Below are 18880 nucleotides of genomic sequence, written 5' to 3'. Positions count from 1 at the left end.
CCCCATCCATGTTTTGTTTGACTGTTTGGTGCAAATCCGCTAACAAAAATACATTAGGAAGGCGCTGATGCCGCAGCGCTTCTTCATAAAGACAATAGCTGTTTTTGCCTTTTCGTTTCGCCTCCATGGCGGCCATGTCCGCCTGGCGGATGGCCGTGTCCACATTGGCTTGCTCACCGTCGAAAAGAGCGATGCCGATGCTGGCCGTTATAAAAATGGTTTGTTCGGCGAGTGGAAACGGCTGGGCGATGAGCGAAAGCAAGTCTTCCGCTATGGTTGATGCTTCTTGGTGCCCGGCGACTGGCGCGAGCAACACGATGAATTCATCTCCGCTCATATGGGCAGCGATGCCATGGGGGCGGACGCGCTCACGCAGCCGAGCGGCCGTCTGTTGAAGCAGCTTGTCGCCGATATGATGGCCGAGCGAATCATTAATATATTGAAAGCCGTCTAAATCAATATACAAAATGGCGCCGTGTTGTTTCGTTTCTTTTAGTTTCAGCAGCGTTGCCCCGGCGAGTTGCAAAAATCGCCGCCGATTCGGCAATCCGGTGAGCTCATCATAATGGTAATGGAACAGGGAATCATACAGCCGCCTGTTTTCTTCGAGCGCTTTCCTTGTTCCCTCATGTTCCATGGCGAGGCTCGCGAGCGATGACAGCGCCGACATAATCTCCATATCTTCCGGTTCCGGTTCGCGCTCGGTCGGATAGTAAAACGCCAGCGTTCCGAGCACATGGCCGGATGACGAGAGAATGGGCATGGACCAGCAAGCTCTCAACCCGTGCGCCAACGCCAATTGCGCATAAGACGTCCAGCGGGGGTCATTTGCCACATTGCTTGCAATCACGATCTCTTTTTGATAGGCGGCCGCGCCGCACGATCCAGATTGCGGCCCGATTTCGATTCCATTCATGGCTTCGATATAAGCGGATGGCAAGCTTGGCGCTGCTCCATGGTAAAGGCGTCGCCCGTTGTCATCGGCAAGCAAAATCGAACAAACGGTCGGAGGCCGCAACGCTTCAGCCGCCTTGGCAATGGACGTGAGAATGGCATCGAGCGGCTCGTGTTTGGCGATTTGTCTCAAAATGTGAGTCTGTTCAGCGAGCAGCCGCTCCGCATGCGTTTCAGCGGTCATGTCAGAGCACGAGACGAGGAGGAACGGCGTACCGTTCAATGCTTTCCAACGCATATGCACGCGAACAGGGCATAATTTGCCGGTTTTATGCACCGTTCTGGCCGTGAATGTGCGAACCGCTTCATCGGTCGGTTGAGGAAGCAAGTGGGCGAGGGACGCCCAGTCGTCAGGATGGAAAATGGTTTGAAATGGGGCACCGATGAGCTCAACCCGATCGTAGCCCAACGATGCACCGGCATAGTCATTCATATCGGCAATTACTCCATGTTCATTAACCACCCATTGCACAGCAGGCATAAAAAAATAAAGGGCCCCATAATGCGTCATGATCGACTGCTTATCCATGCGGAAGCAATCCTCCAATCTGCAAAGAAAATATGTACACTATAATTTTACCATGTTTTTGTCTATTTTTGTCGAATGATCATTGTATTTTTTCGCTGATTGTGCAAAAAGATGAACACGGTGCATGGCTCTCTCCCCGGCACTTTGTTTAGTCGAGGGATTTATCCGTAAAATTTTAACAAAACATTGTTCTAAATAATCATTTATCAGCGCTAGCTTTTCGCCTACTCTAGGGGCGAGTGAATGGCGGCAACACCTCCGAACAGACGGGCGTGGTTCAATAGTAAAGACCGTTGTCACTGAGGGGAATGTGTGGTAGGATAAGAAGAAATAGCATACGTCTTATCAAGAGTGGGCGAGAGAACGGGCTTGATGACCCCACAGCAACCTGCCGCCGGCAAGGTGCTAACACCCGCAAAGCGGTTTCGCTTTGGATGATAAGAATGGCTCATGACCCCCTTCGCATCATTCCGAGGCGAAGGGGGTTTTTGATTGATGGGAGGTGAGAGAAACGGTGGCGGAACTTTATTCTCTCCGCGCCTGCATGGTGTCGCACTTGCCGGCCGCGGCGTTCGCTGTTCATGTGATGCGCTGTGTGCAGGCGGAGCTCATTCAGTTGGACCCGCAAGCGGTGGTGCATGTCGACCGCGGGGATGGCTATAGCCATCTATATGGGGAGACGCAAGCAACGACATTTTCCATTTTGCTGACGAATGCCTAGGCGGATGAGCGGAAGTTAGAAGGGCCGTACGCCCTTGATCGCTACATATGGGCGGAGCTCGGGAAAAAAGGGATTTTCCCTGCGCGCATGACGCCGTATTTACGGGCGGTGTTTTCAAGTCCATAATGGAAAGGGAGAGCGAGCAATGGCAGTTAAAAAGTTCGAGCATGTCGGCATTCAAGTGAAAGACATCGAGGCATCGAAGGAGTTTTACCAAAACGTCGTCGGCCTTGAGCTGTTAAGCGAGATGATCCATACGAACGGAACGATGAAACTGGCGTTTTTAGGAATTGACGGCTCGATCATCGTCGAGTTGATCGAAGGGTACAACCCGGATTTGCCGACGGAAGGAAAAGTGCACCATGTGGCGTTTACGGTGGAAGGCATCGAGCAAGAGAAAGAACGGCTTCAATCGCTAGGCGTCCCGCTTGTTTGGGACGACATTACGACGCTTCCGAACGGGGCGAAATATTTGTTTTTCCTTGGCCCGGATGGGGAATGGATCGAGTTTTACGAGCCGGCGCAATAATTGAACAAACGGCAGGCGGCCCGCTGTTTCGGCCGCCTATGAATTTGCCGTCTGGCTGCCTCGTTCGGCAAGGCCTGTGGCTTATTGCTATGTTCGGGCTCGCCGTCTTCCTGATGCAATGATATACTAGAAAAAGAGAGGGGGAGGATCAAGTGGAAGAAACGATCGTTCACGCCATTCAAGACGACTATCCGGATGAATTCGCCTGGTGCTACGGCTGCGGGCGATTGAACGAGCAAGGCCATCACTTCCGCACCGGTTGGCAAGGGGACAAAACGGTGACCGTCTATACACCGCGCCCGGAACATACGGCGATCCCCGGGTTTGTGTACGGCGGGCTGATCGCCTCGCTCATCGACTGCCACGGCACCGGGTCGGCGGCGCTTGCGTTGCATCGGAAAAACGGCCATGAACCAGGGAGCGGGGAAACGCCGCCGCGCTTTGTCACGGCGTCGCTTCACGTTGATTTCGTCAAGCCGACGCCGCACGGTGTGCCGCTTGTCGCCGTCGGCACCGTGACGGAGATTCATCCGAAAAAATGGAAAGTTGATACGGAAGTGTTCGCTAACGGCGAACTGTGCGCCCGCGGCCAAGTCGTGGCCGTCGTCATGCCGAAAACGTTTGTCCGTGCGTAACAAGCGACGAAAAGCGCCGGAGAGAGGTTTTTTGACAGCGCTTTCTCCGGCGCTTGGCCACTGATTGAAAACGGCTGTGCCTGCCTCGTTTCGCCATGCGCTTGCCTCTCATGATCACCTCTGCCGCTGCTGTTTCTCCCCGTCGAGTTCAAGGAAGACGATGTGCAAAAACGCTCTTTCCTTCGAAGATCCATCATCTTCACGGTTTGTCCATGATCAGCACTGACGATGTGGCGCTCGCCACGTCTTTGCCGTTTTGCCGCACGATGGCGGTCACATAAGCGACGGTTTTCCCGAACTTTTCCACCCTAGCCTCGATTTCGGCTTCCCCAGCCGCTGCCGGGCGGTGAAATGTCGTCTGCAAGTTGATGGAGGCGTGCATTTGGTCATCGCGAAGCAAGGTCGTCACCGCATAAGCCATGAGAATGTCCGCCGCCGCTCCGACAAATCCGCCCATAATCACCCCGTTGCCGTTGAGAAGCGATTCGCTGATCGCCCATACGCCTTTCGCATAGCCGTCTCGGGCTTCCGTCAAGCGGACGCCAAGCGACTTGTCGCATGGCGGCGGCGCGCTTTGACCGGCGATGACGTCGTGCAAGTTGGTCATTGGCTTCATCTGGAACACCCTTTCTGTTGTCAATCATGTTTTTTTATTCGCCAAACGGCGGCGATTTCCTCTTTTCACGTCCGTGAGGAGGAGAACGGCAAAGCGGCAGCGAAAGAAACAAGAAGCTGATGATGGAAAGGAGATGGTCTCATGTATCAACCGCCAGACGCTGGACGTTGGACGGGGCGGATTGACAGCGTGAGCGATGAGCGGGCGTTTCGCCTTCATCAGCGCATTCGCTTGCTCGATTTGTCGCAGCCATTGGAGCCGGTGGAACGAGCGGCGGCATTCATTGGGTTTGCATGCGACGAAGGAGTGCGCCGCAACCAAGGCCGCCAAGGGGCGAAAGAGGCTCCGGCCGCCATTAAAGCGGCGCTGGCGCGGCTGCCTTGGCATCTTCCGGAAGGGGTGGTCGTCTATGACGCAGGCGATGTCGTTTGCGTTGATGAACAGCTCGAACAAAGCCAGGCGGAACTTGGAACGATGGTCGCCCGCCTGTTGCGAAGCGGCATTACGCCTATTGTGATCGGCGGCGGCCATGAGACGGCGTACGGCCATTATTTAGGCGTTCGCGAAGCGATCGGTCCAGCGTCAATGATCGGCATCATCAACATTGACGCCCATTTCGATTTGCGTCCATACGATGACGGTCCGACATCGGGGACGATGTTTCGGCAAATATTGGATCAAGACGACCGAGCCAGCTACTTCTGCCTTGGCATTCAGCGTCTCAGCAACACAGCGGCGCTGTTTGCGGCGGCCGAGAAGTACGGCTGCCGGTACATGATGGAAGACGAGCTGACCGCAGGGCCGATTGAGGCCGCCTATGCACAAATCGAGGAGTTTGCCTCGAAGCACGATGCCGTGATGTTCACCATTTGCATGGACGCCATCAGCGCCGCGGCTGCGCCGGGAGTGAGCGCGCCGTCGCCGTTTGGACTCGCTCCGTCTTTGGCGCGCGCTCTCATCCGCCGAATCGTCTCCCATCCGAACACCGTCAGCGTCGACCTTTGCGAAGTCAATCCGCTCTTGGATGAAGGCGGAAAAACGGTGGCGTTGGCCGCCGCCTTTTGCATGGAAGCGCTCCTTCATTTTCAACGCTTGCAGCTAGGGCGGTGAGAACGTGAAATTGGTTATTGCCGAACGGGACGACAAGGAACGGGAAGCGATCCGCTGGCTCGTTTCCGCGTATTCGCTGCCAATCGAGCAGGTGTACACGGCGGCCACCGTGGAGGAGATGATGGCTCTTCTTGAGCGGGAGGCGCCGGAGCTATTGTACGTCGAACTGGATATGATTCCATATGAACGATGGCCGAAGGCGACATCCCGCGTCCGTCTGTTTTGCCAACGCGTCATTGCCGTGACCGCCGAGGCGACATTTGCGCGGGCGAAGCAAGCCATCGACTGGCAGTGCGTCGATTTGCTCGTCAAGCCGCTCGAGCCGGCGAAGCTAAAGCAAGCGCTGAGGACGGCGGCTTCGCTTTCCGTCTGCGGGCGCTCGAGCCTGCCAGCGGGTTTTGACGGCCATCACGGCGACTACCGCGCATTATTTTACGATGACCCCGCCGCAGCTTCCACCCATGTATGGCTTGTGCAAGCGGAACAGCCTGCCTTGTCTCAAGAAGTGATCCGCTTTTTAACGAACTATCCGTTTCGCGGACGGGCGCGGGTATTGCCGCTTACCCAGATGGCAGTTTGCCTGCTTCCCGATTTGCCGGGCGACGGGAAAGAAGAGGCATGGAAGCTGTTGCGCGATTGGGAGGAAGAACATCATGAGCCGCTCGCGGTAGTCGTGATGCCGCCTGATGCCAAGCAAACGGTGCGTGCGCAATACCAAGCGGCCCGCCGGCTGCTGGAGACGACGTTTTTCATCGGCTACCGGCAAGTGATCGCTCCCGCTTCGGAATACGAACAGTGGCGCGAGCTCGATCCGTTTTTGACGCCCGAGGAGCAGCGGCAATGGATCGAGATGTTGGAGCGGTTCGACCACGAACGAGTGAAGCGATGGCTGCAGCGCGAGTTTTGGCATCGGTCGCCGCCGTTTCCGAGCCCGGAGATGGTGCGGACGCGGCTTACGAGCATTTTGGCGCAAATCCGCCGGTTTATGAAAACGTACGGCCTTGACCGCGGCGAGACCGAGCGGGAGTATATGTACATCTTTAAGGAAATTTTATACAATACTGTCTTATACAGGATCGTCCAAGAATTGATTCTGTTTTTATACCGGCTGCTCTATGAGGCGAAACGGGCCGAGGAAGACGCGCGCGTCGACGCCGTGGAGCGCGGCCTCCGTTATATGGAGGCGCATTTTCGCGATCCGTCGTTGACGCTTGAGAAAGCGGCCGCCGCCGCCGGGCGCAGCCCCGCGTATTTCAGCCATTTGTTGTCAACGAAGCGTGGCGTGACGTTTCGCCAATGGTTGACGAACCGGCGGCTCGAGGAAGCGAAACGGCTGCTTCGGCAGACGGATTTGTCGATCAAAGAAATCGCCGAACAAACCGGGTTTCGCACCGCCCATTATTTGACCCGCGTCTTTAAAGCAGAAATGAACCAGACGCCAACTGCCTACCGCGATGAACAACGGCTGAAACCGTCATCGCCGCGGTAGGCGGTTTTTTTCGAAAGAAATGGACATATATCGAAAAAAACGGACAGATGAAACAGAAAGAAAATTGAAATTTCTAAAAAATCGGATCATCTTTAAAAGACGAGAATCTATCTCCGACCTCTCGGCTTCTTTTACAATCAAAAGCAAAGAGGAAAAAGGAGAGGATGACGATGACGAGCAAACGGACAGTCCAACCGCTTGCGGGAACAAAGCGGCGGGCGAAAGGATGGATTCAAGAAGCGGCGCTTCGCATGTTACACAACAACTTGCATCCCGATGTCGCTGAACGGCCGGATGAGTTGATCGTCTACGGCGGCATCGGCAAGGCGGCGCGCAACTGGGAATGTTACGAGGCGATTGTGGACACCCTGCTTCGTTTAGAAAACGATGAAACATTGCTCATCCAATCCGGCAAGCCGGTGGCGGTGTTTCGCACGCACCCGGACGCCCCGCGCGTGCTGATCGCCAACTCCAACCTCGTGCCCGCATGGGCGACGTGGGACCATTTCCATGAGCTTGACAAAAAAGGATTGATCATGTACGGGCAAATGACGGCCGGAAGCTGGATTTACATCGGCAGCCAAGGGATTGTCCAAGGGACGTATGAAACGTTTGCCGAAGTGGCGCGCCAGCACTTTGGCGGCACGCTGGCCGGGACGATCACCTTAACTGCTGGCCTTGGCGGCATGGGCGGGGCGCAGCCGCTTGCCGTGACGATGAACGGCGGCGTTTGCCTCGCCATTGAAGTCGATCCGGCCCGCATCCAGCGCCGCCTTGACACGAAATACCTCGACACGATGACTGACAGCCTGGAGGCGGCGCTCGAGATGGCGAAACAGGCGAAGAAAGAGAAAAAAGCGCTCTCGATCGGCCTTATCGGCAATGCGGCCGAGGTGCTGCCGCGTCTCGTCGAAATGGGATGGATTCCGGACGTATTGACCGACCAGACGTCCGCCCACGACCCGCTAAACGGCTACATCCCGGCTGGTCTTACGCTTGAAGAAGCGGCCGAGCTGCGGGCGCGCGATCCGAAGCAGTACATCGCCCGCGCAAAACAGTCGATCGCCGCGCATGTGCGGGCGATGCTCGCGATGCAAAAGCAAGGGGCGGTGACGTTTGACTATGGCAACAACATCCGCCAGGTGGCGAAAGACGAAGGGGTCGAGGACGCTTTTTCCTTCCCGGGCTTTGTGCCGGCCTACATCCGTCCGCTCTTTTGCGAAGGAAAAGGGCCGTTCCGCTGGGCGGCGCTCTCGGGGGACCCTGAAGACATTTATAAAACCGATGAAGTTATTTTGCGCGAATTCAGCGACAATGAACGTCTTTGCCATTGGATCCGCATGGCGCGGAAACGAATCAAGTTCCAAGGGCTGCCGGCGCGCATTTGTTGGCTCGGCTACGGCGAGCGGGCGAAATTTGGCAAAATCATCAACGACATGGTGGCCAAAGGCGAGCTGAAAGCGCCGATCGTCATCGGCCGCGACCATTTGGATTCCGGCTCGGTCGCCTCGCCGAACCGGGAGACGGAAGGAATGAAAGACGGAAGCGACGCCATCGCCGACTGGCCGATTTTAAACGCGCTGTTGAATGCCGTCGGCGGCGCAAGCTGGGTGTCGGTTCACCACGGCGGCGGCGTCGGCATGGGCTACTCGATTCACGCCGGCATGGTCATCGTCGCCGACGGCACGAAAGAGGCGGAAAAACGGTTGGAACGCGTGTTGACAACCGACCCGGGGCTTGGCGTCGTCCGCTACGCCGATGCCGGGTATGAGCTTGCCATCCGGACGGCGAAAGAAAAAGGCATCGATATGCCGATGCTGAAGTAGAAAGGGGAGAGCCACATGCGCCCGCTTTTCATTCGCCGCGCCCGTCAGCTCGTCACGCTGGCGGGGGGCTCCGCGGCCCCGCTTGTAGGAGAGAAGATGAGCAACCTTGCGATCATCGAAAACGGCAGCGTCTGGATCGAAAACGGCACGATCGTTGCGGTCGGTCCAGACGATGAACTCGTCCGCCGTTTTGCTGATCGGCTTGCCGAAGCAGAGGTGATTGACGCACGCGGCAAAACGGTGACGCCTGGGCTTGTCGATCCGCACACCCATCTCGTTTACGCCGGCAGCCGCGAACGCGAATGGACGATGCGACTCGGCGGAGCGGCGTACATGGAGATCATGAACGCCGGCGGCGGCATCCATGCGACAACGAAGGCGACGCGCGAAGCGTCGGAAGAAACGTTGTATGAAGAAAGCAAACAGCGGCTTGATCAGTTTTTGCTTCATGGGGTCACGACCGTCGAGGCGAAAAGCGGCTACGGCTTAAGCCTTGAGCACGAAATCAAGCAGCTCGAAGCTGCTAAGCGGCTTGATGACACCCACCCAGTTGATGTCGTTTCCACCTTTCTTGGCGCCCACGCCGTTCCATCGGAATGGAAGCACGACCCGGATGAATACGTCCGCCTCATCATCAACGAAATGATTCCCGAAGTGAGCCGGCGTGGGTTGGCCGAGTTCAATGACGTCTTTTGCGAGCGCGGCGTGTTCACTCCCGATGAGGCGCGCCGCATTTTGGAAGCGGGGAAAGCGTACGGCTTGACGCCGAAAATCCATGCCGATGAAATCGAACCGTATGGCGGGGCGGAACTGGCCGCCGAAGTCGGTGCGATTTCCGCTGACCATCTGCTTCGCGCGTCGGACGAAGGAGTTCGCCGCATGGCGGAGCGCGGCGTCATCGGCGTTCTCTTGCCGGGCACGGCATTTTTCTTAATGACAAAAGCCGCCGACGCCCGCCGTTTGATCGACGCCGGCGTTCCTGTCGCCTTGGCGACCGACTGCAACCCCGGTTCATCGCCGACCGTCTCGCTGCCGCTTGTCATGAGCCTTGCCTGCCTGCATATGGGCATGACTCCCGCTGAAGCGCTGGCGGCGGCTACGATCAATGCCGCTCACGCCATCGGCCGCGCGCATCTCATCGGCAGCCTCGAGCCGGGAAAAAAGGCGGATTTGGTCATGTTCAATGTGCCGAATTATGTGCAAATCATGTACTATTACGGCGTCAACCATGCGGAGATGGTGATCAAAGGTGGAAAGGTGGTGGTGAAGGAAGGCAAGGTGTACATCTGAAGGAGGAGTGGTCTTTCGTCGAGGCGTTTGGTGACCGGGAGCGGTTATGCTTCCGGCCGCGCTGTCGTCTTTAGCCTGTAGAAGAACAATGGGGGTGGAGGAAAATGAAAGCGAATACAAATATGGCACCATCCGTGCCGACGCCAACGCCGGCGAGCGGTGCATGGAAGTTTTTCGTTTACAGTGCCATCGGGATTTTCGTGTTTTTCGTCCCCGTGTGATCGGAAGCACATCGTCCATTTTGCTCGATCACATCGTGACATGGATTCGCTCACAGTTTTCAGCACTTGTTCCGTATTATGCACTCATTGTTATCATGTTAGGAGCAATTTATCCATTTTACAAGAAGACATGGAACAAAGATGCGGTGACGGCGGTTTTTTCGATCTTGAAGGTGCTCGGACTGATCGGGCTGTTGCTCGCTGAATATACGCCATTGTTTGACTGGTTGGGCTGTTTATTCTATCCATTCACCCTTCTCTTGCAAATTCCCGAGCCGCTGTTGGCGGCGAAAGCATCGGCCATTGAAATCGCGGAAATGTTTTTGCCGGCTTTGCTTGTCACCGAAGCTCCACTTGTCACGAAATTCATTATTGCTGTCGTATCCGTATCGGCGATCCTATTCTTTTCCGCTGTCATTCCATGCATTTTGTCTACGGAAATTCCGCTCAGCTTGCCGAGGCTGCTTGTCATTTGGTTCGAGCGGACCGTATTGACGCTCATCCTCACCGCTCCGCTTGCGTACTGGCTGCTTTGACAATGAGTTGGCGCCTGGACAGAAGGGGGTTATGTTCCTTTCATCTTGGGAATAAGCGAGGAGAACCCGACTTCTAAGCGATAGCGAAAGTCGGGGAGGAATCGCTAAAAATATGATATCATTAAATTAGTGAAAGGTGGTGAAAATGTGAAACATTTGCTAGTCATCGTAATCCTTTTTTCTTTATCCGCATGCAGTATATGGGAAAAGAATGAAAAACAAGCCCAAAATTCTGAATCTACAGCTTCGGTAAAAGAGATGAGTGATATTGAAAAAATACCTGTTAAAATAGATCAAAAAGTAATCAGTCATATCAATTGGGAAGTAAGCCCGGTTTTTCAATCTGGAAATTATAAAATGCGCGGAGTACCAAACAAAGTGGGTTTCATTGATGAACCGTTTATAGCAAACAAAGATAGCAAATACATGTGGCATTTCTGGGGGGACTCCATTCCAGAAGGAAAGCTGACAATCGTTGCAGTGAAAAAAGGCAGCAACGATATAGCTCCTGCGTTAACACTAGACGGAAAAACCGTTTGGACAACGGGAGTTCCAGGAGGTCCGAATAATGGTGCAGACGCACATATACCATCAAATATGAGGTTGGTTGAATCTGGAAAATGGGCGTTGCTCGTCTATCTTGGAAAAACGTACTGGGATTACGTTGTAATCGACGTAAATTGAACGCTCTCCCACTTACGCTCACGCTGGGAAGTGGCGGTCTTCTCGGTTCGAGATGACAAAATAACAAGTGAAGCCAAAGGTGTTGCCGCACCTTCGGCCCCCGCAATAGACGGTTCCCATAAAGGGGATCGGCGCGAGCAGAAGGAAATAATCCGCCTAAGCGCCTCGTTAACTTAAGGGTGGATTATTTCTTTTGATTGTGCGACAGTATTGAAACCATGCGACTTGCGAAAAAACATCAATGCTTCAAATACTGTCATCGGCATCACCCCCTTCCAAATCAGGGGTAGCTGATCCACCCTTAAGTTGCCGTACTATTGCCTTCCTCATTATACCACATATTCATATAATAAGAGATTGCTTTTTTACTATGTCTAAAAGCCTGTCCACCCCCGAGGACAGGCTTTTACATCGTTTCCCGCTGTTGCTTTAACAAATCGCGAATCTCCGTCAGCAATTCCTCCTCCTTTGTCAGCGTCGGTGCCGTTTCTTTGACCTCTTCCTGCTTCTTCATTCGTTCGTACAACGTATTGATCAGTTTGACAAACAGGAAGATGGAGAAAGCGATGATCAAAAAATCGACGACCGTTTGAATAAACGCCCCGTATTTCACTTCGGCCTTGCCGACTTTCCACGACAGGTCACTGAAATTAACGCCGCCTAAAATTAAGCCAACGAGCGGCATGATGATGTCATTGACGAGCGAGGAGACGATTTTGCCGAACGCTCCCCCGATAATGACCCCGACGGCCAAATCGATGACATTGCCGCGGACGGCGAATTTTTTAAACTCGTTCCACATGCCAATCTCCTTCCTAAGAAAGTGCTCGTCTGCATTATACCCGATCAGCCGCTGAGGTGAAACATTTGTAGTTTAAATCATAGAAAATCAATAAGTTTTATAGTATTATAAAGTAGGTGAACAAAATGGAAAAGGGGGATGATGCATCATGGAGTTGACCGCACAACAACGAGACGTTCGCGCGAAACAAGCAGCGAACGCCCCGAAACATCCGACTGCGTGGATTATTGCGGTTTCCTGCCTCATCTTGATCGGCGGAACGTTGTTCTTATATAGCCGCGTTTCTTGGCAACAGGCGCTTTTGTACGTGTTAGGGGCGTTTGGTGGATTTGTATTGTACCAGGCGCATTTTGGCTTTACCTCGGCATGGCGGAAATTCATTTTGTACCGTCAAGGGGAAGGCATTCGGGCACAGATGATCATGATGGCTGTGGCCAGCGCGCTGTTTTTGCCGCTGCTCGTGAAAGGGTCCGTTCTTGGGCACCCGGTGTCAGGTTATGTATTTGGTGTCGGGGTATCGGTCATCGTCGGCGCCTTCCTGTTTGGCATCGGCATGCAGCTTGGCGACGGCTGCGCCTCGGGGACGTTGTACCATATCGGCGGGGGCGATGCAAACGGCATTGTGACGCTCATCGGGTTCATCGCTGGCTCAGTCATTGCGACGGCCCACTTTGACGTGTGGGCGAAGATGCCGCAATTGGAGCCGTTCTCGTTCATTGGCGAGTTCGGCGCCTTGGGAGGGTTTTTGCTTCAGTTGGTTTTGCTGGCAGCGGTCTACTATGTGGTGACCGTGGCGGAAAAACGGCGCTATGGCCAACTCGTTGCTACATCGCTTGAGAATCGTCATGGCTGGAAAGCGATTTACAAAGGGCCATGGTCGCTTCTGGTTGGGGCGTTGCTTTTGGCGGCCACGAACGCACTTGTGCTGATGATTAGCGGTAAGCCGTGGGGCATTACATCCGCTTTCGCCCTTTGGGGCGCGAAGTTCGTGCAGCTGTTTGGCGTCGATCCGACCGCTTGGGCGTACTGGCAAGATGAAGCAAAACGGCAGGCGCTCGCGAATCCACTCTACTACGATACAACGACCGTGATGGACATCAGCTTAATGGTCGGCGCCTTATTGGCGGCAGCGCTGGCGGGCCGCTACACAAAGCCGATTCAGTGGAAGCGTCCGACGCGCATGACGATCGGCGCGCTCATTGGCGGTTTAATGATGGGATACGGCGCCCGGCTGGCGTTCGGCTGCAACATCGGCGCGTATTTCGGCGGCATTGCGTCATTCAGCGCCCACGGCTGGGCGTGGTTTGTCTTTGCTTTCCTCGGCAGCCTGATCGGCGTCAAACTGCGTCCGTATTGCGCGTACAAAAACTAAACGTCCGAAAATCGGCATCCCGTCGTTTTGACGGGGTGCCTTCTTTATGCCGTTCTTGCCAGTCGGTATGTGGTACAATGGGTGGTGAGGCTTCGAAGCGTGCAGCTGTCCGCTTTTTTGAAATCGTTTTCTCTGTTTGGGAAGAGGCGGGATCGCGCGGCTGTGATCATTGGAAGGGAGGGGAAAGGCATGGGGAAAGCGGCATCGATCGTCTGCATCGGCGGGGCGAACGTCGACCGAAAGGCGCGGTTGCTCACTCCGTTTCGGCTCGGCACGTCCCATCCCGTCGCCACGACGCAAACCGCGGGCGGGGTGGCGAGAAACATCGCCGAAAACCTGGGAAGGCTCGGCCAAGCTGTTTCGCTCGTCAGCACCGTTGGCGACGACCAGGACGGACAGTGGCTCATTGACGTGACGAGTCGGTACGTGGATTCACGGCACATCGTGCGAACGTCAAAAGCGAACACCGGGATGTATACAGCAGTGCTCGATGAACGCGGCGAGATGGTCCTCGCCTTGGCGGATATGGCGATTTATGATACAGTGGGAAAAGAGTGGATAAAGCAGCGGTGGTCTGAACTCGGCCCGATGACCGCCGTCGTGCTTGATGCGAATTTCCCTGCGGATATCCTTTCGTGGGTGATCAAACAGTGCCGGCAAGAGGATGTGTTGCTTTGTGTCGTGACCGTGTCCGTTCCAAAAACGAAACGGCTGCCTGCCGACTTAACAGGAGTGACATGGCTTGTGACGAATGAAGCAGAGGCTATGGCGCTTGCGGGCAATGATCATTGCAGCGTGCACGAAGCGATGGAGACGCTTCTTCGCTCCGGCGCAGAGAACGTCGTCGTCACGCGCGGCGCAAACGGCGTCGCATACGCCACCAAGCAAGGGGAAACAGGGGTGATCGCGGCGCCGAAGGTTGCGGTCACCGATGCCACCGGAGCGGGCGACGCCTTTGCGGCAGGATTTTTGTATGGCGTCTTAGGCGGCTATCCGCTCGAAGCTGCCTGCCGCTTCGGGATGAGCAATGCGGCGCTTACGCTGCAAACGGCCGAAACGGTGCATCCCGCTTTGAATGAATACATGCTGCAAGCCGCCTATGCGCGGTATTTTCGCGAAGGGGGAACGAAGCGATGAATGACTTTCTCGTCTTTTCCGACGAAGTTGCCCAAGCGAAATCGGAACAACGACCGATCGTCGCTTTGGAATCGACGATCATCTCGCATGGCATGCCGTATCCGGAAAATGTGCAGACGGCGAAAGACGTCGAGCGGATCATCCGCGGCCGCGGCGCCGTGCCAGCAACGATTGCAATTTTAAATGGAAAAATTAAAATTGGATTGACAGAAGCGGAACTTGAACAGTTAGGGACAAGCCGCGATGTGGAAAAAGTGAGCCGCCGCGACTTGCCGTATGTCGTCGCCATGAAAAAACACGGGGCGACGACCGTGGCGGGGACGATGATTTGCGCTGAGATGGCCGGCATCCGCGTGTTTGCGACCGGCGGCATCGGCGGGGTGCACCGCGGCGCCGAACAGACGATGGACATCTCGGCCGACTTGCAGGAACTGGCGTGCACCAACGTCGCGGTCGTCTGCGCCGGGGCGAAATCGATTTTGGATTTAGGATTGACGCTTGAATACCTAGAGACGCACGGCGTCCCGGTCATCGGCTATCAGACGGACGTCCTGCCAGCGTTCTATTCGCGGACGAGCCCGTTTCGCGTCGACTATCGCCTCGACAGCGTGGAAGAGATCGCCCGCTTCATTGAAACAAAATGGGCGCTCGGGCTTCAAGGCGGCATTGTCGTCGCCAACCCGGTTCCGAAAGAAGACGAACTCGAGGAGTCGTATATCACTGCCATCATCGAACAAGCACTCAAAGAGGCAGAACAGCAACACATCACCGGCAAAGCGGTCACCCCGTTTTTGCTTGACCGTGTGAAAACGTTAACTGGGGGCAAAAGCTTGCAAGCGAATATCGCCTTAGTGAAAAACAACGCCGCCTTGGCGGCCGACCTTGCCCGAGAGCTTTCTTGATGCGAACGCCCCCGCCCTGATGGAAGAGCGGGGGCATGATGATGGTGGAGATGTTATCGAGCGTGAAGCAAATGGCGGATTTTTCGATCATGCTGGGCGATTTTGACGGAGTGGAAGTCGACCGTTTCTTGTGTTTCAACTAGTTCGATGCGGACGTGGCTGAGTTTCGCTTCAAGCCGTTCGAACCGTTCGTTGATGGTGCGCTCCAACTGGGCGATCTGCCGCTCAAACCGTCCATCCATCTCCTCGATGCGCTCATCCATGTTTTCGATGCGCTTGTTCATGGTGTTCGTTTGTTCGTTCAACGCTTGGACTTGGCGTTGAAGCGAGTCGAATTTCTCATGGAGCGCTTCGAACTGCTTGCGCACGTCAGCCGCGTACAGATCAAGTACTTGCAAAATTTGCGCCAATATCGTTTTTTCTTCCATAACATTCACCTCCTTTCCACTCTAGTATATCAGACAAGCAAGTTCACGAGAAGAAAAGCGGTTTCAAACTGACGGGATTTCGTCTATGATGGATAAAGAAAAGAGGGTGCGCTGCTATGGCTGAAATGATCACTTATTCATCTTTTGCAGCTGATTGGCTGCCTATCACAATCGTTTCGGCCACTGTCGCTGTCAGTGTTTTCATTGGTATTCTTGTATTTAGAGTGTTAAAACAGAAATCGTGAACCCGTCGTGGGGCTAGCTGAACGTCGACGCCCAGCCGGCACCACGGGTGAAATGAAGAAAAAGGCAGGTGCGACCATGTCCTTTTTAGAAACAATCGAACCATATTTATTTAGTGAAGATCCTATCCTCCGTCAGTTTGCCTTTTACGCAATTGAGGAGTATCCGGGCGTTCCAGCCGCGTGGGTTGAGCGTCTCATTGACGAGGCCGTAACAACCGACGACGAGGAAACGCGAAGCATGATTTTGCATGGCGTATCGAAACAACCGTTGACCGACCGGGCGCTTGAACAGTTGTTGACCATCAAAGATGCGACCAAGTACGTCCGTTGGTTTTTCCCGTTTTCGGTTGCGCAACTTGAAACATACGGACAACAGCTGCTCCGCCACTTCCCACGGGCTTGGCAACGCGCTGTCCGGCTTGTGGCCGAGGGAGCGGAAGATGACGTATGGGATCACTACTTTTCTTTGCTTTCCCGCTTGGAACGGGAAGAGGTGTTTAACCAGAACTTGTTTTTCGCGGCCAAGCAAGTCGCACGCATTCTCGTTGAGCGCGGGTGGATGACGAAGGAAGATGTGAGTCTCACGTGGATGAAAAATGAACAGCAGCCATGGTTTTCGTACGATGGCATTTTGGCGGTGTATGCGCTCTCGTTGATCGGCGCTGCCGAGTATATTCCAAGACTAGCCCGGTTGTTGGAACAACAGGATGGCGATGTGCTCCTCGATCAAGTCGTTTATGCGTTGTCGGCGTTCCAAAACGATGAAGTCGTCGAAGCCGTGCGCCCGTATGCCTTTCAAAAAGAAACGGTATTTTCGGCCATTCATGTGCTCGCCAACATCAAATCAAAGCAGGCCGTCCGTGTATTGCGGGAGGTGTTTTCCAAGCTGCGCGACGATGACATGCGCGCGTTTTGCTTTGAGGCGCTTTGCCACCAGCTGGATAAAGAAGCGCTTCCGGAAGTGGAAGAATATTTGAAAAGAGTGGAAAAACGAGGGCATTCCGGGATGGTCGATGTGGAACAAACCGCTTACGGATATTATACGATTCTAGGGCTCGACCATCCGAAATTAGAAAAATGGAAGGCGATCGCCGATCAAAGATACCGCCGTTTTCAAGCGGTGTTGCAAAATCCGCCTTTGCTGAAAAACGTTCCATACCGCCGCGAAGAGCCGAAAGTCGGCCGCAACGACCCGTGCCCGTGCGGCAGCGGGAAAAAGTATAAAAAGTGCTGCGGCAAGTAACAACGCTGCTTTCGATCAAGGAAACAGCCCGCCCCCACGCGTTGAAACGGGGAGCGGGCTTTCCGTTTAAAACGCCACCGCCATCAGGCTTAAGCTCCCATACTGGTACTCGCGGAACAACACGCGCGGCGCTTGGTCACGACTCCCCGCGCCGTAAGCGATCCAGTACGGCGCGAGGTGCTCCGGTGTGGGCACGGCTTGCTTGGCGTACGGCGCTTTGTTCTCATAATCGAACACCTCTTCGCTATGGAAGGATGACTGGCTGAGAAGCCAATCATCAAACGCGACGGCCCATGCGTCCGCTTCAGCATGCCCTTCCCAGCGAAGCGCCATCAAATTGTGCACCGTCCCGCCGCTGCCGATGATCATCACGCCCTCGTCCCGCAGCGGGCGCAGCGCTCCCCCGAGTTGGAACAGCTGCTTCGGCGTCCACCACGGCACGACCGACGCTTGCACGACCGGGATGTCGGCGTTGGGAAATAGGCGGTGCAACAACACCCAAGAACCGTGATCCAACCCGCGCGTGGGATCAACGGCCACTTCCGCCACGCCACCTAGGCGCTCCCGCACGCGTTCCGCCCACTCGACCGATCCGCGCGCCGGATAAACCACTTCATACAACTCGCGCGGAAAACCGGAAAAATCATAAATCATGTCATACGTCCCCTCAACCGCCGAAACCGTCGGTTGGCGCGTCATCCAGTGCGCTGTAAAGATCACCACCGCCTGCGGGCGAATCCCTTCCCCAAGCTTTTTCAAAAACGCCGTATACGTATTGTCCTCGATCGCCAACATCGGCGAACCGTGTGCAAGAAACAGGGCAGGGGCTTTCATTGTCCATTCCTCCTTACCGTTTGCGCATTTACACTTAGTGTAACATAAAAGGCCCTTTCATCGTTCCATCGTCACGCAACGTTTTCGCAAGGCGGCGGGTGATCACATGTGGGAAAAGACTTGCCAAAAACGCTAGTCGAATTCCTCACCGTTGTGCATAAGATAAGATGATCAAATTAGAAAGAGGTGAAAAGATGCACACCGTTTCTTTTATGCCCGCCTACCCGTATGCTTATTCATATCCGTCCCATGCCTACACGCCTGTGCACTACTATGGAAGGCCGCCTGTTTACTGGCCGGTTCCTTACAGGCTGGAAAGAGAGAACATAAAGCTGAAAGATTACGGGCCGGAGCCGTTTGTCGTTCAGATCAACGAGGCCGTGAAACAAAACGATACGTACCGCACCGCTTTATGGACCGGGCCGCATTTGCAAGTGACGTTGATGAGCCTGAATGTCGGGGAAGATATTGGATTGGAAATTCACCATCACGTCGATCAATTTTTGCGCATTGAACAAGGTCAAGGAATTGTTCGAATGGGCAAGAGGAAAGACGAGTTGACGTTGGAAAGAAACGTGCGCGCCGGTTCCGCGATTATGGTTCCAGCTGGAACATGGCACAATGTCATCAACACCGGAAATGTCCCGCTGAAGCTCTATTCCATCTATGCACCTCCGCAGCATCCGCGCGGTACTGTGCACCGAACAAAGGCCGACGCCCTGGCGGCTGAATAGCGAACAAGCGAATTGACGGCAAAGCATGACAAAAGATGCTGGC

Annotated in this window: 17 protein-coding genes, 2 pseudogenes and 1 riboswitch; of the genes and pseudogenes, 14 read left to right on the top strand and 5 right to left on the bottom strand. The window is 54.7% G+C overall.

From position 1 onward, the window contains the following. On the bottom strand, window positions 1-1483 hold a 1483-nt coding region (locus GJ1_RS12235; protein ID WP_157068387.1), incomplete at its 3' end, for a diguanylate cyclase domain-containing protein. Between the two features lie 339 nt (window positions 1484-1822). After that, window positions 1823-1927, top strand: a riboswitch (SAM riboswitch). A gap of 70 nt (window positions 1928-1997) precedes the next feature. Here GJ1_RS12235 and GJ1_RS12230 point away from each other — a divergent pair. The 3 genes and pseudogenes from GJ1_RS12230 to GJ1_RS12220 all read left to right on the top strand — a co-directional run bounded on the left by GJ1_RS12230 (window position 1998) and on the right by GJ1_RS12220 (window position 3368). After that, window positions 1998-2330: pseudogene (locus GJ1_RS12230) on the top strand (hypothetical protein). A gap of 19 nt (window positions 2331-2349) precedes the next feature. Beyond that, window positions 2350-2733: a VOC family protein gene (locus tag GJ1_RS12225; RefSeq protein ID WP_066232809.1), complete on the top strand. Its 384-nt coding sequence runs from the start codon at window positions 2350-2352 to the stop codon at window positions 2731-2733. Between the two features lie 152 nt (window positions 2734-2885). Beyond that, on the top strand, window positions 2886-3368 hold the full coding sequence (locus GJ1_RS12220) for a PaaI family thioesterase (protein ID WP_066232807.1): 483 nt from the start codon (window positions 2886-2888) through the stop codon (window positions 3366-3368). Window positions 3369-3567: 199 nt separating this feature from the next. Here GJ1_RS12220 and GJ1_RS12215 read toward each other — a convergent pair whose 3' ends face one another. Continuing rightward, window positions 3568-3984, bottom strand: a complete 417-nt coding sequence (locus GJ1_RS12215; protein ID WP_066232805.1) for a PaaI family thioesterase — start codon at window positions 3982-3984, stop codon at window positions 3568-3570. 141 nt (window positions 3985-4125) lie between these two features. On the opposite strand from GJ1_RS12215, the gene hutG reads away from it, so the two are divergent. From hutG to GJ1_RS12185, 6 genes and pseudogenes are all read left to right on the top strand, one after another. After that, window positions 4126-5094: a formimidoylglutamase gene (hutG, locus tag GJ1_RS12210; protein WP_066232804.1), complete on the top strand. Its 969-nt coding sequence runs from the start codon at window positions 4126-4128 to the stop codon at window positions 5092-5094. Window positions 5095-5098: 4 nt separating this feature from the next. After that, a complete protein-coding gene (locus tag GJ1_RS12205) occupies window positions 5099-6583 on the top strand; it encodes a helix-turn-helix domain-containing protein (protein ID WP_066232802.1) in 1485 nt (494 codons plus the stop codon). Between the two features lie 170 nt (window positions 6584-6753). After that, the gene (gene hutU / locus GJ1_RS12200; RefSeq protein WP_373278040.1) at window positions 6754-8409 is read left to right on the top strand and encodes a urocanate hydratase; all 1656 of its coding nucleotides are present in this window, start codon (window positions 6754-6756) and stop codon (window positions 8407-8409) included. Window positions 8410-8424: 15 nt separating this feature from the next. Then, window positions 8425-9699 (top strand): imidazolonepropionase, encoded by a 1275-nt coding sequence (gene hutI / locus GJ1_RS12195; protein WP_066232797.1) that lies wholly within the window; start codon window positions 8425-8427, stop codon window positions 9697-9699. Between the two features lie 104 nt (window positions 9700-9803). After that, window positions 9804-10456: pseudogene (locus GJ1_RS12190) on the top strand (hypothetical protein). Window positions 10457-10603: 147 nt separating this feature from the next. Beyond that, window positions 10604-11140, top strand: a complete 537-nt coding sequence (locus GJ1_RS12185) for a DUF4871 domain-containing protein (RefSeq protein WP_066232793.1) — start codon at window positions 10604-10606, stop codon at window positions 11138-11140. Between the two features lie 406 nt (window positions 11141-11546). Here GJ1_RS12185 and mscL read toward each other — a convergent pair whose 3' ends face one another. Continuing rightward, a complete protein-coding gene (gene mscL / locus GJ1_RS12180; protein ID WP_066232791.1) occupies window positions 11547-11942 on the bottom strand; it encodes a large conductance mechanosensitive channel protein MscL in 396 nt (131 codons plus the stop codon). 148 nt (window positions 11943-12090) lie between these two features. Here mscL and GJ1_RS12175 point away from each other — a divergent pair, with 148 nt between their 5' ends. From GJ1_RS12175 to GJ1_RS12165, 3 genes are all read left to right on the top strand, one after another. Continuing rightward, entirely contained in the window at window positions 12091-13314 is a 1224-nt protein-coding gene (locus GJ1_RS12175) for a YeeE/YedE family protein (RefSeq protein ID WP_066232788.1), read from the top strand. A 189-nt stretch (window positions 13315-13503) separates the two neighbouring features. Next, window positions 13504-14451, top strand: a complete 948-nt coding sequence (locus tag GJ1_RS12170; protein ID WP_066232785.1) for a carbohydrate kinase family protein — start codon at window positions 13504-13506, stop codon at window positions 14449-14451. Next, the gene (locus GJ1_RS12165) at window positions 14448-15353 is read left to right on the top strand and encodes a pseudouridine-5'-phosphate glycosidase (protein WP_066232783.1); all 906 of its coding nucleotides are present in this window, start codon (window positions 14448-14450) and stop codon (window positions 15351-15353) included. Before GJ1_RS12170 ends, GJ1_RS12165 begins: the two co-directional genes overlap by 4 nt. Window positions 15354-15406: 53 nt before the next feature. Here the strand turns inward: GJ1_RS12165 and GJ1_RS12160 are convergent, their stop codons facing one another. Beyond that, window positions 15407-15781, bottom strand: coding sequence for a hypothetical protein (locus GJ1_RS12160; protein ID WP_066232779.1), 375 nt, complete (start codon window positions 15779-15781; stop codon window positions 15407-15409). Window positions 15782-16102: 321 nt separating this feature from the next. Between GJ1_RS12160 and GJ1_RS19285 the strand changes: the two genes are divergently transcribed. After that, entirely contained in the window at window positions 16103-17269 is a 1167-nt protein-coding gene (locus GJ1_RS19285) for an SEC-C metal-binding domain-containing protein (RefSeq protein ID WP_066232776.1), read from the top strand. 66 nt (window positions 17270-17335) lie between these two features. On the opposite strand, the gene GJ1_RS12150 is transcribed toward GJ1_RS19285, so the two are convergent. Next, window positions 17336-18103, bottom strand: coding sequence for a DODA-type extradiol aromatic ring-opening family dioxygenase (locus GJ1_RS12150; protein ID WP_066232774.1), 768 nt, complete (start codon window positions 18101-18103; stop codon window positions 17336-17338). Window positions 18104-18297: 194 nt separating this feature from the next. On the opposite strand from GJ1_RS12150, the gene GJ1_RS12145 reads away from it, so the two are divergent. Beyond that, entirely contained in the window at window positions 18298-18837 is a 540-nt protein-coding gene (locus tag GJ1_RS12145) for a cupin domain-containing protein (RefSeq protein ID WP_066232771.1), read from the top strand. Window positions 18838-18880 lie beyond the last annotated feature (43 nt).

Origin of the sequence: Geobacillus jurassicus NBRC 107829 (assembly GCF_001544315.1) — a bacterium.
In the GTDB taxonomy this organism is placed as follows: Bacteria; Bacillota; Bacilli; order Bacillales; family Anoxybacillaceae; genus Geobacillus; species Geobacillus jurassicus.
Note: the sequence above shows the minus strand (reverse complement) of the source record. Positions and strands in the feature narration are given on the sequence as shown.